Below are 15,885 nucleotides of genomic sequence, written 5' to 3'. Positions count from 1 at the left end.
CCGTAGTTGCACCCGCTGCTCAAAAACCAAAACAAATGAAGTGCTGTGTAAAACTATTCCAGCAGGGCTGCAATATTTGAAAATGACCGGCGATGTTCTACACATGGTCCATGTTTCACCAGGGCTGCCGTATGTGCTGCCGTGATATAGCCCTTATGCCCAGCAAAACCGTATTGCGGATATTTCTTATCGAGTTCAATCATCTCGCGATCACGCGTTACCTTGGCGATAATGGAGGCAGCGCTAATTGCCGTTACTACCTGATCACCTTTCCAGACCGCCACATTAGGAATAGCTAGCCCTTGGATTGGATAACCATCGGTGAGAACATAGGCCGGTTCAATAGTCAGGCCCTTCACCGCCCGGCGCATGCCATCGAGATTGGCTGCGTGCACACCGCGCTCATCAATTTCTTGCACCGAGACCCGAATGACACACACACTTGCAGCCAATTCCATGATGACATCAAATAACTCTTCCCGCTTCTTCTCTGAAATCTCTTTTGAATCTCGCACCGCAGCCAGCTCTGGTGCCGATGGATCATGAAGAATCACTGCTGCAATCACAAGTGGTCCAGCACATGGGCCACGTCCAGCTTCATCAACACCGGCAATGGGAGAAATACCTGCGGCCTGAAGTAACTCCTCAATAGCTTTCATCGAGATGCCTTCATCAAGATGCGCTACTTAATTGGGTTTTGAGATGAAATGATGCCAATATTTTTAATCGGCCAGATAATGGCATAGGCGCGACCAGTAATTCTTGATACCGGAACAAATCCATTATTGACATCATCTTGGTGATAACGAGAATCAGCAGATGCCGAGCGATGATCACCCATTACCCAGATCTTGCCTGCTGGAACTTTGATATTAAAATCCATCTCACTCACTTTATTTCCAGCAAAGATATAAGGCTCTATTGCCTCTTTGCCATTAATGGTTAACTTGCCACTCTTGGAGCAGCAGATGACGTTGTCTCCAGCTACGCCAATCACACGCTTCACCAGGTATTGCTTTGCTGGATTAGGAAGCACGCCTACTAAGACGAGCCCCTCTTTAATCTTGGCGATAATTCTATTTTCATCAGCAGAAAATGGCTCTGGCAACCAATTATCCGGATCTCTAAAGACGACAACATCGCCACGATTTATATCTTTGGAGAAAAAGGGAAGCTTATTTACCGCCACCCGATCTTGGATCTGGAGTGTGTTCTCCATGGAGCCGGAGGGAATGAAGAAGAATTGAACAAGGAGTGTCTTAATCAGAAGTGAAACAGCGAGCGCAACGATTACAAGAATCGGGAACTCACGAAGGACTGAGCCCTTGCGTGACATATGAGTGAAGTTACTCGGCAGGCTTTTCTTCAGTAGCTGGTTCTTCAGCAACTGCTTCTGCTACAACTTCTTCAACCACTGCTTCTGCAACTGGCTCGGCCACTACGACCTCTTCCACCACTGGGGCTTCAACCACTGCTTCTACAACTACTGGAACCTCAGCAACTGGAGTTGAAAGAATTCCATCGCCGTAGCCTTCAATGCCATCGCGCTTTTCGCGGATCTTGGCAGCCTTACCGCGTAGATCGCGGAGGTAGTAAAGCTTGGCGCGACGTACATCGCCCTTCTTTACTAGTTCAATCTTTTCAATAACTGGTGTGTGAACTGGGAAGGTGCGCTCTACGCCAACGCCGTATGAAACTTTACGGATTGTAAATGTCTCGCGGACTCCTTCACCTTGGCGACCAATAACAATTCCCTGGAAGACCTGAAGGCGTGACTTGCTACCTTCAATAACGCGGACGTGGATTTTAAGCTCATCGCCAGCACGGAACTGTGGAATGTCCTTGCGGAGTGAGGCAGCATCTACTACGTCGAGAATGTTCATCTTTATGGTCCTGTTCATTACCTAATCAATTAAGCACGGGTATCGCCGTGCAGATGGGCTATCTTGCCATAGAAGGGGCCTTGAGCGTAAATCGGCTATCTACCCCAGCAAATTACGCGGAGAAACCGAGAGTTGCCACCAGCTGCTGGTGCAGATGCGGGCCAGCGGCCACCGTGATTTGTTGGGGCACCGCTCCATATTGGGCAAATGTTGCGCCAGCCTCACGGGCAATTAATCCACCGGCAGACCAATCCCATTCTTTAAGCCCGGCCTCGTAATAGCCATCGATCGCGCCCATTGCCACATGACAGAGATCAACTGCAGCAGCGCCATTGCGACGGATATCGCGCACAACAGGCACTAGCTTTGCAAAATCTGCTAACTGAGTCACGCGATGTGCCACATCGTATTGAAATCCGGTTGCAATCAGTGCGCGATCTAATTCAATCGGCTCATTACAGCGAATTGGATGCGAGTTATAAAAAGCACCACCGCCCCGGGTTGCCCACCAAGTTGAGTTAATGGTTGGCGCAGTGACAACACCCACAATGACGCCATTCTCATCTTTGGCTGCGATTGAAACATTCCACCCAGGAAGGCCATAGAAATAGTTGACGGTGCCATCGAGTGGATCAATCAGCCAGGTGATGCCTGAACTTCCCTCGACACTCGCTCCTTCTTCCCCGATAATTCCATCATCAGGGCGGGCGGCAAGTAGTGATTGCACAATAAATTTCTCAGCCTTGATATCCATCTGGGTGGCGATATCGATTGCCGTTGACTTGGATTCAACTTCAAATGCCAATGGTCGATCCAGCAAAAGCGCCCCGGCTTCGGCGCCGACTTTCTGGGCCAAGGACAACAATTGTGCATACATACTCGCATCTTAGAGGGTCTAGCTATCTAGAAAATGCTCCCCTATCGGATATTCTCACCTCATGACCGAGCTTCGCCTTACCGGCAAATCTGACGATGGTAGCCATCTATCACTCGTTGATAACCAAGGAGGCGAGTTCTCACTTCGTATTAGCGACACACTTCGTGCAACGGTTAATCAACAACGGCTGACCTCAGTTCCGAGTGTCGATGCCACCGAAACGATGTCGGTAAAAGAGATTCAGCGCCGACTACGTGCCGGTGAGAGCATGGAACAAGTTGCTCGCGAAGGCCACCTCACTCTTGAAAAAGTAGAACGATTTTCTGGTCCCATCATGCAAGAGCGCGAATACATCCTTGATCGCGCACGTGAACTAGTGATGCGCAAAGATGTTCACCGCATCGAAATGACATTTGCCGATGTTGCAATCGCCAAACTTGCTCCACGTGGTGTTGATATTGATCAGATTTCCTGGAACACCTGGCGTCTGCCTGATAGCACCTGGCATATCGAACTCTCATACCCAAATCGCGATGGCAATGGTGTTGCCACCTGGAACTTTGATTTAGCTCGCCGCGCACTAGATGCCAGCGATGCTAATGGTGCTTGGCTCATTGATGAAGATGCGCCAGCGCAACCAGTCTCATCTGGAATCATCCACTCTGAACCAACACATCCCTCACGCATTGCCGAGATTCTTGAAACACTTCCGGTGGAGGCTCCAGTAGAGAAGATTGAAACTCCTCGTCTTGCCGTCATTCGTGAGACTCCCACACCAGCGGACTCCCAAGATGGAATTACCGCTCGAGCAAAAGTTCCTTCATGGGATGAAATTATGTTTGGTCACAAAACACAAGATGAACCAGAAGAGAACTAGTCCGCATCTCTTACTAAAAGCGGCACCGAACTCTCAACAACGGAATCTCCACCGTGATGACCCACCATCTCACCCTCTTTATCTGCCCGCTCCGGATCAAGTAAGACCAGGCCATCTTGAGCAATAGCAATCACATCACCTGCGCGCTCTGCCGCAGCTTGCGAAACTTCTGCCCCAAAGAGTCCTGATGCGATTGCGGTTGCGCGAGAGTGCAGCGTTACTTTTTCGCCAAAGAACTCACTCCATCTATTAATTACTTCAGACAAAGCCTGCGGTGAATCAGCCTTCTGCCCCAAATATAAATGGCGAGCTCGAGGCTCGCCAGCAATGACGGCAATATCAGTCAGTAACTCATTGTCTTGTCCCAGCACAACTTTCTCACCCACGTTAATCATTCCGTGATCTGCAGTGACCCAAATTCTGGTTCCGCGCGGTACTTGCTCAATGAGCAGCGCCACTAGTTGATCAATACTTGTGAGCGCAGCCAGCCATTTATCCGAGCCCACGCCATCTGAGTGTCCGGCTGAGTCAAGATCATTGACATAGAGATAGACAAATGATGGGCTCACTTTCAGCGCATCATTTGTCTCTTTTAATAAATCACTGGTGATATTGGCACCTTTGTAATGCGCCCCGCGAAAAACAGCGCGGGTAAAACCAGAATTTTCATATCGCTTAGCTGCCACGTGTGTAGTTCTAATTCCAGCTGCCATCCCTCGTTCAAAGAGAGTGGGAACTGGCTGCCAAATAACTGGGTCAACTCGTTCATCCCATTTAAGAGTGTTCAGTATTCGTCCCCCACTGCGCGGAACTTGCACGGTGTAGCCGAGCATTCCGTGGGTGCCAGGCATTTCACCTGTAGTCAGCGTTGCCAGACTCGTTGCTGTTGTTGAGGGAAATGATGTCTGCACGGTGGCATGGGCCAGAAGTGAAGCAAGAGTCGGTGCCACAGTTGCATACCTTGCTAATACATCTGCGCCAAAGCCATCGATGAGAAAGAGGAGTTCACGACCTGACGGAGATTGCCCGGCGCTGATTGAATCTGCTGCACTTGCTAGCCCCAATGAAGAAAAGATTGATGGCATGATTTGCGACAAGTGCACCGAGGTATCTTCTCATGAGTGCTAACTCATGGCCTCCGAAGGCGTGTAGGTACCAAGATTTAGCACAATGCCTTGGCAGAATACGCGCCATGGCAACGAAGAAGGAAGCAGCTCCCAAAAAGACGGCAAAGCTAGCCGGACCAAAGCCGGGCGAATTTCCAGGCAAGATCGTTGATATTGATGTCTCATCCGAAATGTCAGAATCATTTCTTGAATATGCCTATTCCGTTATTTACTCACGTGCACTTCCTGATGCACGTGATGGTTTAAAGCCAGTACATCGCCGCATCCTGCATCAGATGGCAGATATGGGTCTTCGCCCTGAGCGCGGACATGTAAAGAGCGCGCGTGTTGTCGGTGAAGTAATGGGTAAGTTGCACCCACACGGTGACTCAGCAATCTATGACGCACTTGTTCGTATGGCGCAATCTTTTTCTATGCAGTTGCCACTGATTGACGGCCACGGAAACTTTGGCTCACTCGATGCTGGCCCAGCTGCCATGCGTTATACCGAAGCACGCCTTGCCCCCACTGCGATGGCGATGGTTGCCGAAGCAGATGAGAACACCGTTGATTTCGGTCCAAACTATGACGGTCAATTAGCAGAACCACTTGTGCTGCCGGCCGCATTTCCTAACCTGCTTGTGAACGGTGGTTCTGGAATTGCCGTAGGTATGGCCACAAATATGGCCCCCCACAACCTGGGTGAAGTAATCGCTGCTACCAAGTTCTTAATTGATAATCCCAAGGCAACGCTGAATCAATTGATGAAGCATGTGCCGGCACCTGATTTTCCTACCGGTGGTGAAATTGTTGACCTGGAAGGTGTTCGCGAAGCCTATGCCACCGGCAAAGGTTCCTTTAAAGTGCGCGCAACCACCGAGATTTCTAAAGTCACTTCTCGCAAAATGGGAATTGTTATCAAGGAGTTGCCATTTAACATCGGCCCTGAAAAAGTTGTGGAACGTATCGCAGACCTTGCTAAAGCGAAGAAGATTCAGGGAATTTCAGACATCATCGACCTTACTGATGGTCAGACTGGCACCAATGTTGTCATTGAACTCAAGAATGGTTTTGAGCCAGAAGATGTTCTAGAAAAGCTCTTCAAGCTCACTCCGATGGAAGATGCTTTTGCGATCAACGCGGTAGCGCTGGTCAAGGGCAAGCCACAAACACTTGGCCTAAAGGAACTGCTGCAGGTCTTTATCGATCACCGCATCGAAGTTGTGCGCCGCCGCTCCGAATTTCGTAAAGCAAAGGCAGAAGACCGACTCTCACTCGTTGATGGACTTCTCAAAGCAATTATCGATATCGATAAGGTCATCAAGATTATCCGCGGCAGCGATGATGCCCCGGCTGCTAAAGAAGCGTTAATCAAAGGTTTCAAACTCAACGACGAACAAGCCACTTATATTCTAGATATGCCGCTTCGCCGGCTGACCAAGATGAGCAAGCTCGAACTTGAGACTGAATCAAAAGAGCTCAAAGGGATCATTGCCGCCCTTGCTACCTTACTGAAGAGCGAAGAAGCAATCCGCAAGCAGGTTTCGGATGAGCTCACCGCGGTAAGTAAGGCATTTGCCACACCACGGCGTACCCGAATCGGCAAAGAGTAAATTACTTAGGTCGGATTACTGCTGTACCTTTTTCGTGATCAAGAAATTCCACCATATGTGTCGAAATTCCAGCAGCAAACTTATTCGCTAACTCCTTCTCGCCATCGCGCCCAGCATCATCAAGAACAACTATCGCCTTAGCGCTGAGTTTCTTGAGTAGCTCGGTAAAGGCTGGGTGACGTGCTTGGCCATCAGCCGTTGCTGGTGGCCCATCGATAAAGAGCAGATCAATCTCGGTGATGTCAGTAAATACCGAAGTCTCATACCAACTATTACCTGATGCATGTGGGGCAAGTGGTGCCACACGTATTTCTACATTGGTAATTCCATGGCTATCAAGTAATAGCTGCGTCTTGGCTGCATACTCTGGTGAGTTATCAATACTAATTACTCGGGCTTTCGGAGCCGCTTTTGCCAACACCAGCGTTGAAACGCCAGATCCTAAATCAACAATGGTGCGAACATCAGAACTACGCGCGCTGTGCACCAAGGTAAGAAGCACATCAGGAGAAGCTGCCCAGCCACGTGTTGGCGGAATAGGTGCATCGAGTGCAAGCAAGTTCAGTAACTGCGCATAGGACTCACTCTGTCGATAATCGGCGCGGGCTGTGATATTTACTTCGCGCACACTCTTTCGCAGCTCTTTCTCACTTTTAATGAGTTGGTTGAGTTTGGCACCCAGTTTCCTGCTCAATCGAATCTGATATCCAAGAAATACGAGGGCTATCAATAGGAGTGCAAGGAGCGTGAGGTTAAACATGGTTCTGAGTGTACGGGGCGCGAAATGCCAAGGTAAATACTGTGGGAAGATACGCCCAAATGATTGCAACAACCGCTCTTGAACTCCGTGCTGGTGCACGCCTTTTGGTCTCAGGAGTCACAGTACGTATCAACAATGGGGATCGAATCGGATTCGTTGGGCGTAATGGCGCTGGTAAATCCACTCTCGCAAAAGTCCTCGCAGGTGAAACCCTTCCTGCAGGTGGCGGAGTTCAGCGCACCGGAAAAATTGGCTATCTGCCGCAAGATCCACGCACGGGTGAAGATCAAGGAACCGCGCTAGACAGAATTTTATCTGCGCGCGATCTAGACCAAATTGCTGTACGTATGGCGCAAGTAGAGCACGAGATGTCTACTACTGAAGGCGCAGAGCTAGAAAAGGCGCTAGAGCGTTACACCCGAGTAGATGCTGAATTCAGCGCAGCTGGCGGTTATGCCGCAACTGCTGAAGCCGAAGCAATTGCCCACTCTCTTGGCGTTTCCGAGGCAGTCTTTAACAATCAACTCGACACTCTTTCCGGTGGTCAACGCCGGCGTATTGAACTTGCTCGCATCCTCTTCTCGGGCGCTGAAACACTGCTCCTAGATGAGCCCACTAACCACTTAGATGCTGATTCGATCATCTGGCTTCGAAACTACCTCGTTAATTACTCAGGTGGCCTCGTCATCATCTCCCACGATGTGAACCTGATTGAAACAGTAGTCAATAAAGTCTTCTACATCGATGGCAATAGAAATGTCATCGATGTCTATAACTTAGGTTGGAAGCAATACCTTTTACAGCGCGAACAAGATGAACATCGCCGCAAGAAAGAGCGCGCCAACGCTGAAAAGAAAGCAGAAATCTTGCAAAAGCAAGGCGAGCGAATGCGCGCCAAAGCATCGAAGGCAACTGCTGCTCAAGGCATGTTACGTCGCGCTGAAAAACTACGATCATCTCTGGATGATGTGCGGGTCAAAGATAAGGTGGCAAAACTTCGCTTTCCAACTCCTGCCCCATGTGGCAAGACTCCCCTGTCAGGTGAAGAGTTATCAAAGAACTATGGCTCACTTGAAATCTTCACCGATGTATCTTGTGTTATTGATAAGGGCTCCCGCGTTGTGATCCTTGGTCTCAACGGCGCTGGCAAAACCACACTACTTAAAATCCTGGCCAACCAACTTGAATCTGATACCGGCAAAGTCGAACATGGCCACGGGCTCAAACTCGGCTACTACGCCCAGGAACATGAAATGCTCGACTTCGAGCGAACCATTCTGGAAAACATGATGTCCTCAAAAGATGACTTACGTGAACCAGAAGCTCGTAACGTGCTTGGTTCATTCCTCTTCGTTGGCGATGATGTTCATAAGCCAGTCAATGTACTTTCTGGTGGTGAGCGAACTCGTTTAGCCCTGGCCACTCTGGTCGTCTCTGCCGCAAATGTGCTTTTACTTGATGAACCAACAAATAACTTAGATCCAGCTTCCCGCGAAGAAATCTTGGGGGCTTTAGGTGAATATCAAGGCGCAGTCATCATGGTTTCTCACGATGAAGGCGCCGTCCAGGCACTCAAGCCGGAAAGAGTGATTTTGTTACCTGATGGCGATGAAGATATTTGGAAAGAGGAGTACTTCGACTTAGTCAGTATTGATTAAATACCACCATTTACAGCCGATTGTGGGTTGTGCGGGACTCTCGAGAGTTTGGGCACTTCAATACTCTTGACTGCGAAAAACTTGCTGGTACTTTGAGTTATGCGCAAAGTTGCTCTCGCCCTTGTGGCTATAAGTGCGTTGATTTTCTCTTCGACGCCAGTCTCTCAAGCCGGATTAAATGCGCCAGTTAATCTCGATAATCCAAGAGTGGTACCAATCTTTGGGCAGGATGGGGCCTCAGAAGTTAGGTTGATGGCTGGTTGGAGTGGATTCTTGTATTCACCACGTATTGTCTTTAGCGCTGCACATTCCCATTACCGTTTTGATAACAACGGTAATCGCATTTTGCAAGAACCCCCGTTTATCACAGTAGGTGGACCGAACTCTTCAGCCAAAAATGCTGAAGGTAGAGCAAAAGTAATTAAAACATTTGTTGCAGAATTCACGCAATCTGAGAACGATTTCATTGTTCTTGTATTGGATAGAGATTTAGTTACCGTTCCTCCAGCAAATCTGCTGACTTCAGAAATTGAGGCTGAATTAGTCAACGCTCGAGCAGAGGTAGATTTCCATGGATACGGTGAGTATCGAGACCGTTGCGCTCCAGGTGAGAAAAATCCTTGCAAGAAAGATTGGAATAATCCGAACCAAAGGACTAGCGAGCTTCCAAGAATCACAAAAATGAATCTCGCCCCTCTCTCTGATTCATATTTTTCATGGATCACAGGAAACCAACGAACCGAAATACGTGAGACGATTATTTCAAATCCTCAAGGTTGCCCTGGTGATTCAGGTGGACCAATAACAACCGTATACAAAGGCGAATTACTTTATCTAGGTCAGGGCCTGGCCGGCGCGAATGTTTATGCCTGTGGTGCTGGCGACTCAAAATCAAAGGAGAATACTCCGGATTCCTTTGGCTGGTTCTCACCAGTGTTTAAGCATCTTGATTTGTTAAAAGAGGCAGAGGCATTTGTGGCCCAGCAAGTTGCAGTTAACAAGAGTTCGACCAGTAAGCCAACTACTTCAATAAACTGCGTAAAAGGCAAACTGACCAAAAAAGTTACTGGACCCAATACGAAGTGTCCAAAGGGATTTAAGAAGAAGTAGTACCGATTTTTTGAGGAATTACTTAAACTCGAAGTGAGTAGCGAGGGGATCGAACCCCAGGCCCGGTGTTAAGAACTAAGCGTCAATCTGCTCGCGATCAATCTCAGCTGTTGCAATAAATTCTTTCCGGGGTGCCACATCCGATCCCATCAAAAGCTCAAACATCTTCTCTGCGGCCTCCGCATCCGGCACAGTAATTCTGCGCAGCGTGCGGGCATCGGGATCCATGGTGGTCTCACGCAGCTGATCTGCATCCATCTCACCCAGACCTTTATAGCGCTGAATCGGCTCTTTCCAACGCTTGCCAGTCTTCTTTAAGTCCGCCGTAATTCGCTTCATCTCATCATCTGAGTAGGTGTAGATGTATTCACCCTTCTTGCCGCCAACACCCATTGTTTCAATGCGGTGTAGTGGCGGAATTGCGGCAAAGACGCGTCCAGCATCGAGCATCGGGCGCATGTAGCGATACATCAAAGTCAGCAGTAGGCAACGAATATGTGCACCATCAACGTCAGCATCTGACATCAAGATAATGCGGCCATAGCGGGCATCATCTAGCTCAAATGATTTGCCAGAGCCAGCACCGATGACCTGAATGATGGAGCCACACTCTTTATCATCGAGCATCTGGGAAAGCGATGCTTTTTGCACATTGAGAATCTTGCCGCGAATAGGCAAGATGGCTTGGAATTCAGAGTTACGGGCTGCTTTGGTTGTGCCCAACGCGGAATCGCCCTCAACGATAAAGAGCTCAGTGCGTGTGACATCTTCGGAGCGACAATCAGAGAGTTTTGTTGGAAGAGATGATGATTCCAGTGCGTTCTTGCGGCGCTGCAGATCCTTATGGGCACGAGCACTAATACGGGTGCGAGAAGCACCGGCAATCTTTTCCATGATCAACTTGCCATTTGCCTTATCAATACGACGAGTCGTTGCGAAGAATTCCTTTAACTTATCGGCCACCACGGTGGAGACAATCTTTGTCGCAGCTGCGGTTCCAAGAACTTCCTTGGTCTGACCTTCAAACTGTGGCTCTGACATACGAACTGTGACTACTGCGGTCAGACCTTCCATGACATCGTCTTTAATGACATCGGCCTCGTTCTTCTTCAGAATGCCAGCGCTGCGCATCGCTTCATTAAAGGCCTTAGTGATGGCGCGCTCAAAGCCAAGCACGTGTGAGCCGCCCTTGGGGGTGGCAATGATGTTTACAAAAGAGCGAAGTGTTGTGTCAAAGCCCTCGCCCCACTTCATTGCAATATCTACTTCCATATCGCGCTCAACATCGGTTGAGACCATATGGCCCTTGTCATCTAGTACCGGCACAGTCTCTTGATAATGGCCGCTGCCGTAAATACGAATTACTTCACCAACAGCCTTATCTGGTTGTAAGAAATCGCAGTACTCAGAGATGCCACCCTTATGGAAGAAGGTCTGGGTGGTCTTCTCTTTCTTACGGTTATCGTTAACAGTAATAGAAAGCCCTGGCACAAGAAAAGATGTTTGACGAGCTCTGGCATAGACATCATCGAGGTCAAGCTCGGCATCCTTTAAAAAGATTTGGCGATCTGACCACCACTTAATACGGGTGCCAGTTACCTTGGCCGAAACTTTTCCAATGGTGCGCAAACCTGATTGCGGCGTGAACTCTGCTTTCGGTCCATCACCATCGAATATTCCAGCAACACCGCGCTTAAATGACATCCAGTAAATCTTGCCGTTGCGATCTACTTCAGCATCAAGGCGCTCGGCCAAAGCGTTGACAACAGATGCGCCCACACCGTGGAGACCACCGGATGCGGCATAGGAGCCACCACCGAATTTTCCACCAGCATGGAGCTTGGTTAAGACAACTTCAACACCGGTAAGACCTGTCTTGGGTTCTTTATCAACCGGAATTCCGCGGCCATCATCGTGTACTTCAACTGAACCATCTGATTCAAGATTAATCTCAATTTTCTTACAGTGCCCCGCCAGTGATTCATCAACTGAGTTATCAATAATTTCCCAGAGGCAATGTTGTAATCCACGTGAATCGGTTGAACCGATATACATACCCGGGCGCTTGCGAACTGCGTCTAGTCCTTCTAGGACTGCGAGGTCTTTAGCGGTATAGCTATCCTTAGAATCCACCTCAGGGGTAAAGTTCAATTCGTCAGCCACGGTGGCAAAGGTTAGCCAGCGAATGCTTCGCATCTGCGTAAGCGCGCCGGGACATCTCAAATATTGGTAATTGAGGTGAGATATCCCCTAATAATCGGTGAATATGCGCTCAGATTGCTAAAAATTTACATAATTGGAATCAATTTACCGTGCGGGGAATAAAGAGAACTGGCATGATGTTCCATAGAAGTACAAAACTTCCCACTAAGCGAAATGGAGAGCGCGATGACCGAGCAAGTAATCCTCGAATCCACACCTCTGAATGCCCTCGATCGATGCGATCGTTGTGGTGCACAAGCTTATGTGCGTGCAACTCTGCTCAATGGTGGCGAACTCATGTTCTGTGCCCATCACGGCAAGGAATATGCTGAAAAGCTGAAGGCAGTAGCTGCAGCGATTCAGGATGAGTCAGAGAAGTTGGTTGAAGTTAAGTAATTACTCTTTAAGAATGCCCTTATGCGAACCATCGCATAAGGGTTTTTCTTTTGATTGACCACAACCGCAGAACTTTGGATTCTCGATAGTTTCAAGCACCTTGCCTTCAGCATCGACTAGCTCTACTACCCCAGTGATGCGAATAGATCCGCTCTTGGGATTGATAAAGGCTTGGGCATCGGCCATCTGGTGTTAATCCAGATAATCGCGCAGTGATTGCGAACGAGATGGGTGGCGCAGCTTTGACATCGTCTTAGATTCAATCTGGCGAATACGCTCACGAGTAACACCGTGAACCTTGCCGATTTCATCAAGAGTTTTAGGCTGTCCATCGGTAAGTCCATAGCGAGCCTTAATAACATCGGCTTCGCGGTTGGTAAGCCCACCCAGCACCTGCATCAACTGCTCCTGCAAGATAGTAAAGGTCACTGACTCTTCTGGCTTAACCGCCTCTGAATCTTCAATGAGGTCTCCGAATTCAGAGTCTCCTTCTTCACCTAGTGGGGTGTGAAGTGAAATTGGCTCACGGCCATACTTCTGAACTTCGACCACCTTCTCCGGTGTCATATCAAGTTCTTTTGCAAGCTCTTCCGGTGTCGGTTCGCGCCCAAGATCTTGCAGCATCTGGCGCTGCACGCGAGCTAACTTATTAATTACTTCAACCATGTGTACTGGAATACGAATGGTGCGAGCCTGATCTGCCATGGCACGGGTAATTGCCTGACGGATCCACCAGGTGGCATAGGTGGAGAACTTGTAGCCCTTGGTGTAGTCAAACTTCTCTACTGCGCGGATAAGACCGAGGTTTCCTTCTTGAATCAGATCAAGGAAGAGCATTCCGCGACCGGTATAACGCTTAGCAAGTGAGACCACCAAACGAAGGTTTGCTTCCAACAAGTGATTCTTGGCGCGCTTTCCATCTTCGACAATCCACTCCAGCTCGCGCTTCATCTTCTTCTCTAGCTTCTTAGTGTGCTTTAAAGCTTCTTCCGCAAATAGCCCAGCTTCAACGCGAGTAGCAAGTTCAACTTCAAGTTCGGCATTAAGTAATGCCACGCGACCAATCTGCTTCAGGTAATCCTTTACTGGGTCTGCGGTAGCACCAGCTGTGAGAACTGTCTGTTCTGGTGGAAGGCGCTTAATTTCAATCTGAATAAATCGAGCTTGCTCATTAAAGAAGTACTGCAAATCTTCTAAGTTCTTGAGGTGGCCCTGATTGACCGCTTCCGCGATGAGTTTTGCGGACTTCTCATTAAAGGTGCTCATCGCAAATTGCTGTTGAATCTGCTTGAAGGTAAGTGCCTTTGCTTCCACCTGATCGATATTGCTCTTCGGTGGAAGCTCTACTCCCTGAATCTTGCCGTTAATGGCTTCCAGGACGAGATTTACATTCTTCAAATCCTTCTTATGCTTCTCACGCTCGTTCTTATCTTCTTCTTCATCATCGGCATCAGAGTCAAGGAGGGTAAATGAGCCCGCTTCATTCTTAGTCTCATCCGATAGGGTGACAACGCGCGGCTGATCTTTACCATCTGATTCAGCATCAACAATTTCTGAAGCTTCTGCAATCAGGGTCTCAACATCTTCTAATTCAACTTCTTCGACAACAATTTCATTGCCATCTTCATCGAGCACAATGGCGACTTTCTCACTCTTGTGCGCTTCTGCCTTCGCCTCCACCTTTGGGGCAATCAGGGCTAGCTGCGCCTTTGAAAGAATTCGACTTGGAGCGCCCAGGCCAGCTTTGCGAGCCTTCTCTGTTGCCTCTGGAATCTCAACGTCTAATGCGCGAGCTTCCAGTGCCAACGGCATAAATTCTTTCTTGACCGCTTTGCGATAGTTATCAATGCCACTTGCGGCGAGAGAATCAATGATCTCTTTCTGGCGCGCAATAGCGTTCTTTAAATCAACGAGCTGCTGGATCTCTTTTACGGTGAGTTCTTTCTTAATTTCAATCTTCGCTGGCTTTACCGGCTTAGCAGCAACCTTCTTTGCAGGTGCTTTCTTGGCTACGCCCTTTTTAGCAACGGCCTTTTTCGCAGGAGCCTTCTTGGCAACAGCTTTTTTTGCAGCAGTCTTCTTTGCTGGAGCAGCTTTCTTGCTCTTTGACTTGTTTTTGAGCGCACTAAATACAGCCACAATTGTCCTTTTGGTTTTTCTTCGAACTGCTCGAAGTAATACCTATATTGTACCCGCAACATGCAAGGCGTGGCGAATAGCAGCGCCCATGGCTTCACTCTCCACCAAAAATCCGTCATGGCCGAACTCGGAACTGATGACAATCGGTGGCTCGGCGGTCGGAACCAGCTCTGAAATCTCAACCTGAAGTCGAGGGACGAAGAGGCGATCGGTATCGATGGAGACAACCACCACTGGAACTTTCACGCTGGCCAGGGCCTTGACCACGCCACCGCGCTCCCGGCCGATATCGTGAGAATTCATCGCATCAGTGAGAGCAATATAGGTATTGGCATCAAAGCGTTTTGCCAGCTTATTGGCCTGATGGTCTAGATATGACTGCACGGCATAACGCCCAGTCTCATCTCCTTGTAGTTGGCGACCAAAGCGCACGTCCATCTCAGATTCGGTGCGATATGTCAGATGGGCAATCCGGCGCGCAATTCCCATGCCATCGACCGGGCCTCGCTCTTGTTCGTAGTAATCGCCGCCGTTGAAGTGCGGATCAGATTTAATCGCCTGAATCTGCACTGAAAACGTTCCGATTTGATCCCCGGTAGCAACGGCTGAAGATCCGATGGTGCAGATGGCACTGACTCGCTCCGGTAACTGCACCGCCCATTCCAGGGAACGCATGCCACCGAGTGAAGGACCCACTGCAAGTAAATACTTATCGATTCCGAGCGCATCACTAAAAGCAATCTCGGCGCTGACCATGTCACGAATAGTCACGATGGGAAAGCGAGAACCATAACGTTTTCCATCAGGGGCAATACTTGCTGGGCCAGTTGAACCTTGACAACCACCAATGACATTGGGACAGAGCACAAAGTATTTATCGGTATCAAATGGCAGCCCCGGGCCCACCATTTGCGGCCACCATCCGGGAACATCAGACCAACCAGTCATGGCATGGTTAACTAAAATTGCATTCGACTTATCAGCGTTTAACGTGCCCCAGCTTTGATAGGCAATGGTGATATCAGGCAGAGTTTCGCCATTTTCAAGAAGTAAATCACCAATCTTGATAAATTTACGATCACCTGGATCATCACCTTCAAGCCACGCACCGGTGACATCGAAGTTAGCTTTTCTGCTCATTGGTAAATCCTTCACGCACTTGCAGCTAAGAGCTCTGCCTGGTCGTCACCCGGAGCACCCCGCCGCGGTGGAGGGTTGCCGTCTAGTCAGCCGGGGCTTTCAACTAGAACTCGTGACCAGTGCA

At 49.0% G+C, this 15,885-nt stretch carries 14 protein-coding genes, 1 pseudogene and 1 riboswitch; of the genes and pseudogenes, 5 read left to right on the top strand and 10 right to left on the bottom strand.

Translation table 11 applies throughout. The features are described 5' to 3' along the window. Window positions 1-53: 53 nt before the first annotated feature. The 4 genes and pseudogenes from A1sIIB76_RS02430 to A1sIIB76_RS02415 all read right to left on the bottom strand — a co-directional run bounded on the left by A1sIIB76_RS02430 (window position 54) and on the right by A1sIIB76_RS02415 (window position 2,760). Entirely contained in the window at window positions 54-659 is a 606-nt protein-coding gene (locus A1sIIB76_RS02430) for a ribonuclease HII (RefSeq protein WP_095696922.1), read from the bottom strand. 23 nt (window positions 660-682) lie between these two features. Continuing rightward, complete coding sequence (gene lepB / locus A1sIIB76_RS02425; protein WP_095696921.1) at window positions 683-1,336, bottom strand: signal peptidase I; 654 nt, start codon at window positions 1,334-1,336, stop codon at window positions 683-685. Between the two features lie 205 nt (window positions 1,337-1,541). Continuing rightward, window positions 1,542-1,883 (bottom strand): annotated as a pseudogene (gene rplS / locus A1sIIB76_RS06940) (50S ribosomal protein L19); the annotation flags it as partial. Between the two features lie 112 nt (window positions 1,884-1,995). After that, window positions 1,996-2,760: an inositol monophosphatase family protein gene (locus A1sIIB76_RS02415; RefSeq protein ID WP_095696919.1), complete on the bottom strand. Its 765-nt coding sequence runs from the start codon at window positions 2,758-2,760 to the stop codon at window positions 1,996-1,998. A 61-nt stretch (window positions 2,761-2,821) separates the two neighbouring features. Between A1sIIB76_RS02415 and sepH the strand changes: the two genes are divergently transcribed. Then, a complete protein-coding gene (sepH, locus tag A1sIIB76_RS02410) occupies window positions 2,822-3,637 on the top strand; it encodes a septation protein SepH (RefSeq protein WP_095696918.1) in 816 nt (271 codons plus the stop codon). Here the strand turns inward: sepH and A1sIIB76_RS02405 are convergent. Further along, window positions 3,634-4,722 carry an alkaline phosphatase family protein gene (locus A1sIIB76_RS02405; RefSeq protein ID WP_095696917.1) on the bottom strand — a complete coding sequence of 363 codons (1,089 nt, stop codon included), beginning with the start codon at window positions 4,720-4,722 and terminating at the stop codon, window positions 3,634-3,636. The two genes, sepH and A1sIIB76_RS02405, sit on opposite strands and share 4 nt — an antisense overlap. 107 nt (window positions 4,723-4,829) lie before the next feature. Here A1sIIB76_RS02405 and A1sIIB76_RS02400 point away from each other — a divergent pair, with 107 nt between their 5' ends. Next, on the top strand, window positions 4,830-6,356 hold the full coding sequence (locus A1sIIB76_RS02400; protein WP_095696916.1) for a DNA gyrase/topoisomerase IV subunit A: 1,527 nt from the start codon (window positions 4,830-4,832) through the stop codon (window positions 6,354-6,356). Between the two features lies 1 nt (window position 6,357). Here the strand turns inward: A1sIIB76_RS02400 and A1sIIB76_RS02395 are convergent, their stop codons facing one another. After that, a complete protein-coding gene (locus A1sIIB76_RS02395; RefSeq protein WP_095684564.1) occupies window positions 6,358-7,116 on the bottom strand; it encodes a class I SAM-dependent methyltransferase in 759 nt (252 codons plus the stop codon). A 59-nt stretch (window positions 7,117-7,175) separates the two neighbouring features. On the opposite strand from A1sIIB76_RS02395, the gene abc-f reads away from it, so the two are divergent. Both abc-f and A1sIIB76_RS02385 read left to right on the top strand, forming a co-directional pair. Beyond that, complete coding sequence (gene abc-f, locus A1sIIB76_RS02390) at window positions 7,176-8,774, top strand: ribosomal protection-like ABC-F family protein (protein ID WP_095697352.1); 1,599 nt, start codon at window positions 7,176-7,178, stop codon at window positions 8,772-8,774. Window positions 8,775-8,873: 99 nt separating this feature from the next. Beyond that, the gene (locus tag A1sIIB76_RS02385) at window positions 8,874-9,884 is read left to right on the top strand and encodes a hypothetical protein (protein WP_095696915.1); all 1,011 of its coding nucleotides are present in this window, start codon (window positions 8,874-8,876) and stop codon (window positions 9,882-9,884) included. Between the two features lie 75 nt (window positions 9,885-9,959). Here A1sIIB76_RS02385 and A1sIIB76_RS02380 read toward each other — a convergent pair whose 3' ends face one another. Continuing rightward, window positions 9,960-12,080, bottom strand: coding sequence for a DNA gyrase/topoisomerase IV subunit B (locus A1sIIB76_RS02380; RefSeq protein ID WP_420021857.1), 2,121 nt, complete (start codon window positions 12,078-12,080; stop codon window positions 9,960-9,962). Window positions 12,081-12,272: 192 nt separating this feature from the next. On the opposite strand from A1sIIB76_RS02380, the gene A1sIIB76_RS02375 reads away from it, so the two are divergent. Next, on the top strand, window positions 12,273-12,482 hold the full coding sequence (locus tag A1sIIB76_RS02375; protein WP_095674640.1) for a DUF7455 domain-containing protein: 210 nt from the start codon (window positions 12,273-12,275) through the stop codon (window positions 12,480-12,482). Here A1sIIB76_RS02375 and A1sIIB76_RS02370 read toward each other — a convergent pair whose 3' ends face one another. Genes A1sIIB76_RS02370 through metX form a run of 3 tightly spaced genes read right to left on the bottom strand, consistent with a single transcriptional unit; the run spans window position 12,483 to window position 15,761 of the window. Continuing rightward, the gene (locus A1sIIB76_RS02370) at window positions 12,483-12,668 is read right to left on the bottom strand and encodes a CDGSH iron-sulfur domain-containing protein (protein WP_095684561.1); all 186 of its coding nucleotides are present in this window, start codon (window positions 12,666-12,668) and stop codon (window positions 12,483-12,485) included. Between the two features lie 6 nt (window positions 12,669-12,674). Next, the gene (locus tag A1sIIB76_RS02365; protein ID WP_095696914.1) at window positions 12,675-14,621 is read right to left on the bottom strand and encodes an RNA polymerase sigma factor; all 1,947 of its coding nucleotides are present in this window, start codon (window positions 14,619-14,621) and stop codon (window positions 12,675-12,677) included. Between the two features lie 42 nt (window positions 14,622-14,663). Continuing rightward, window positions 14,664-15,761 (bottom strand): homoserine O-acetyltransferase MetX, encoded by a 1,098-nt coding sequence (gene metX / locus A1sIIB76_RS02360; RefSeq protein WP_095696913.1) that lies wholly within the window; start codon window positions 15,759-15,761, stop codon window positions 14,664-14,666. 10 nt (window positions 15,762-15,771) lie between these two features. Further along, window positions 15,772-15,879: riboswitch (SAM riboswitch) on the bottom strand. Window positions 15,880-15,885: the final 6 nt, after the last annotated feature.

It is taken from the genome of Candidatus Planktophila versatilis, assembly GCF_002288265.1.
GTDB lineage: Bacteria > Actinomycetota > Actinomycetes > Nanopelagicales > Nanopelagicaceae > Planktophila > Planktophila versatilis.
The sequence above is the reverse complement of the archived record's forward strand: the minus strand, read 5'-3'. Positions and strand labels throughout refer to the sequence as shown.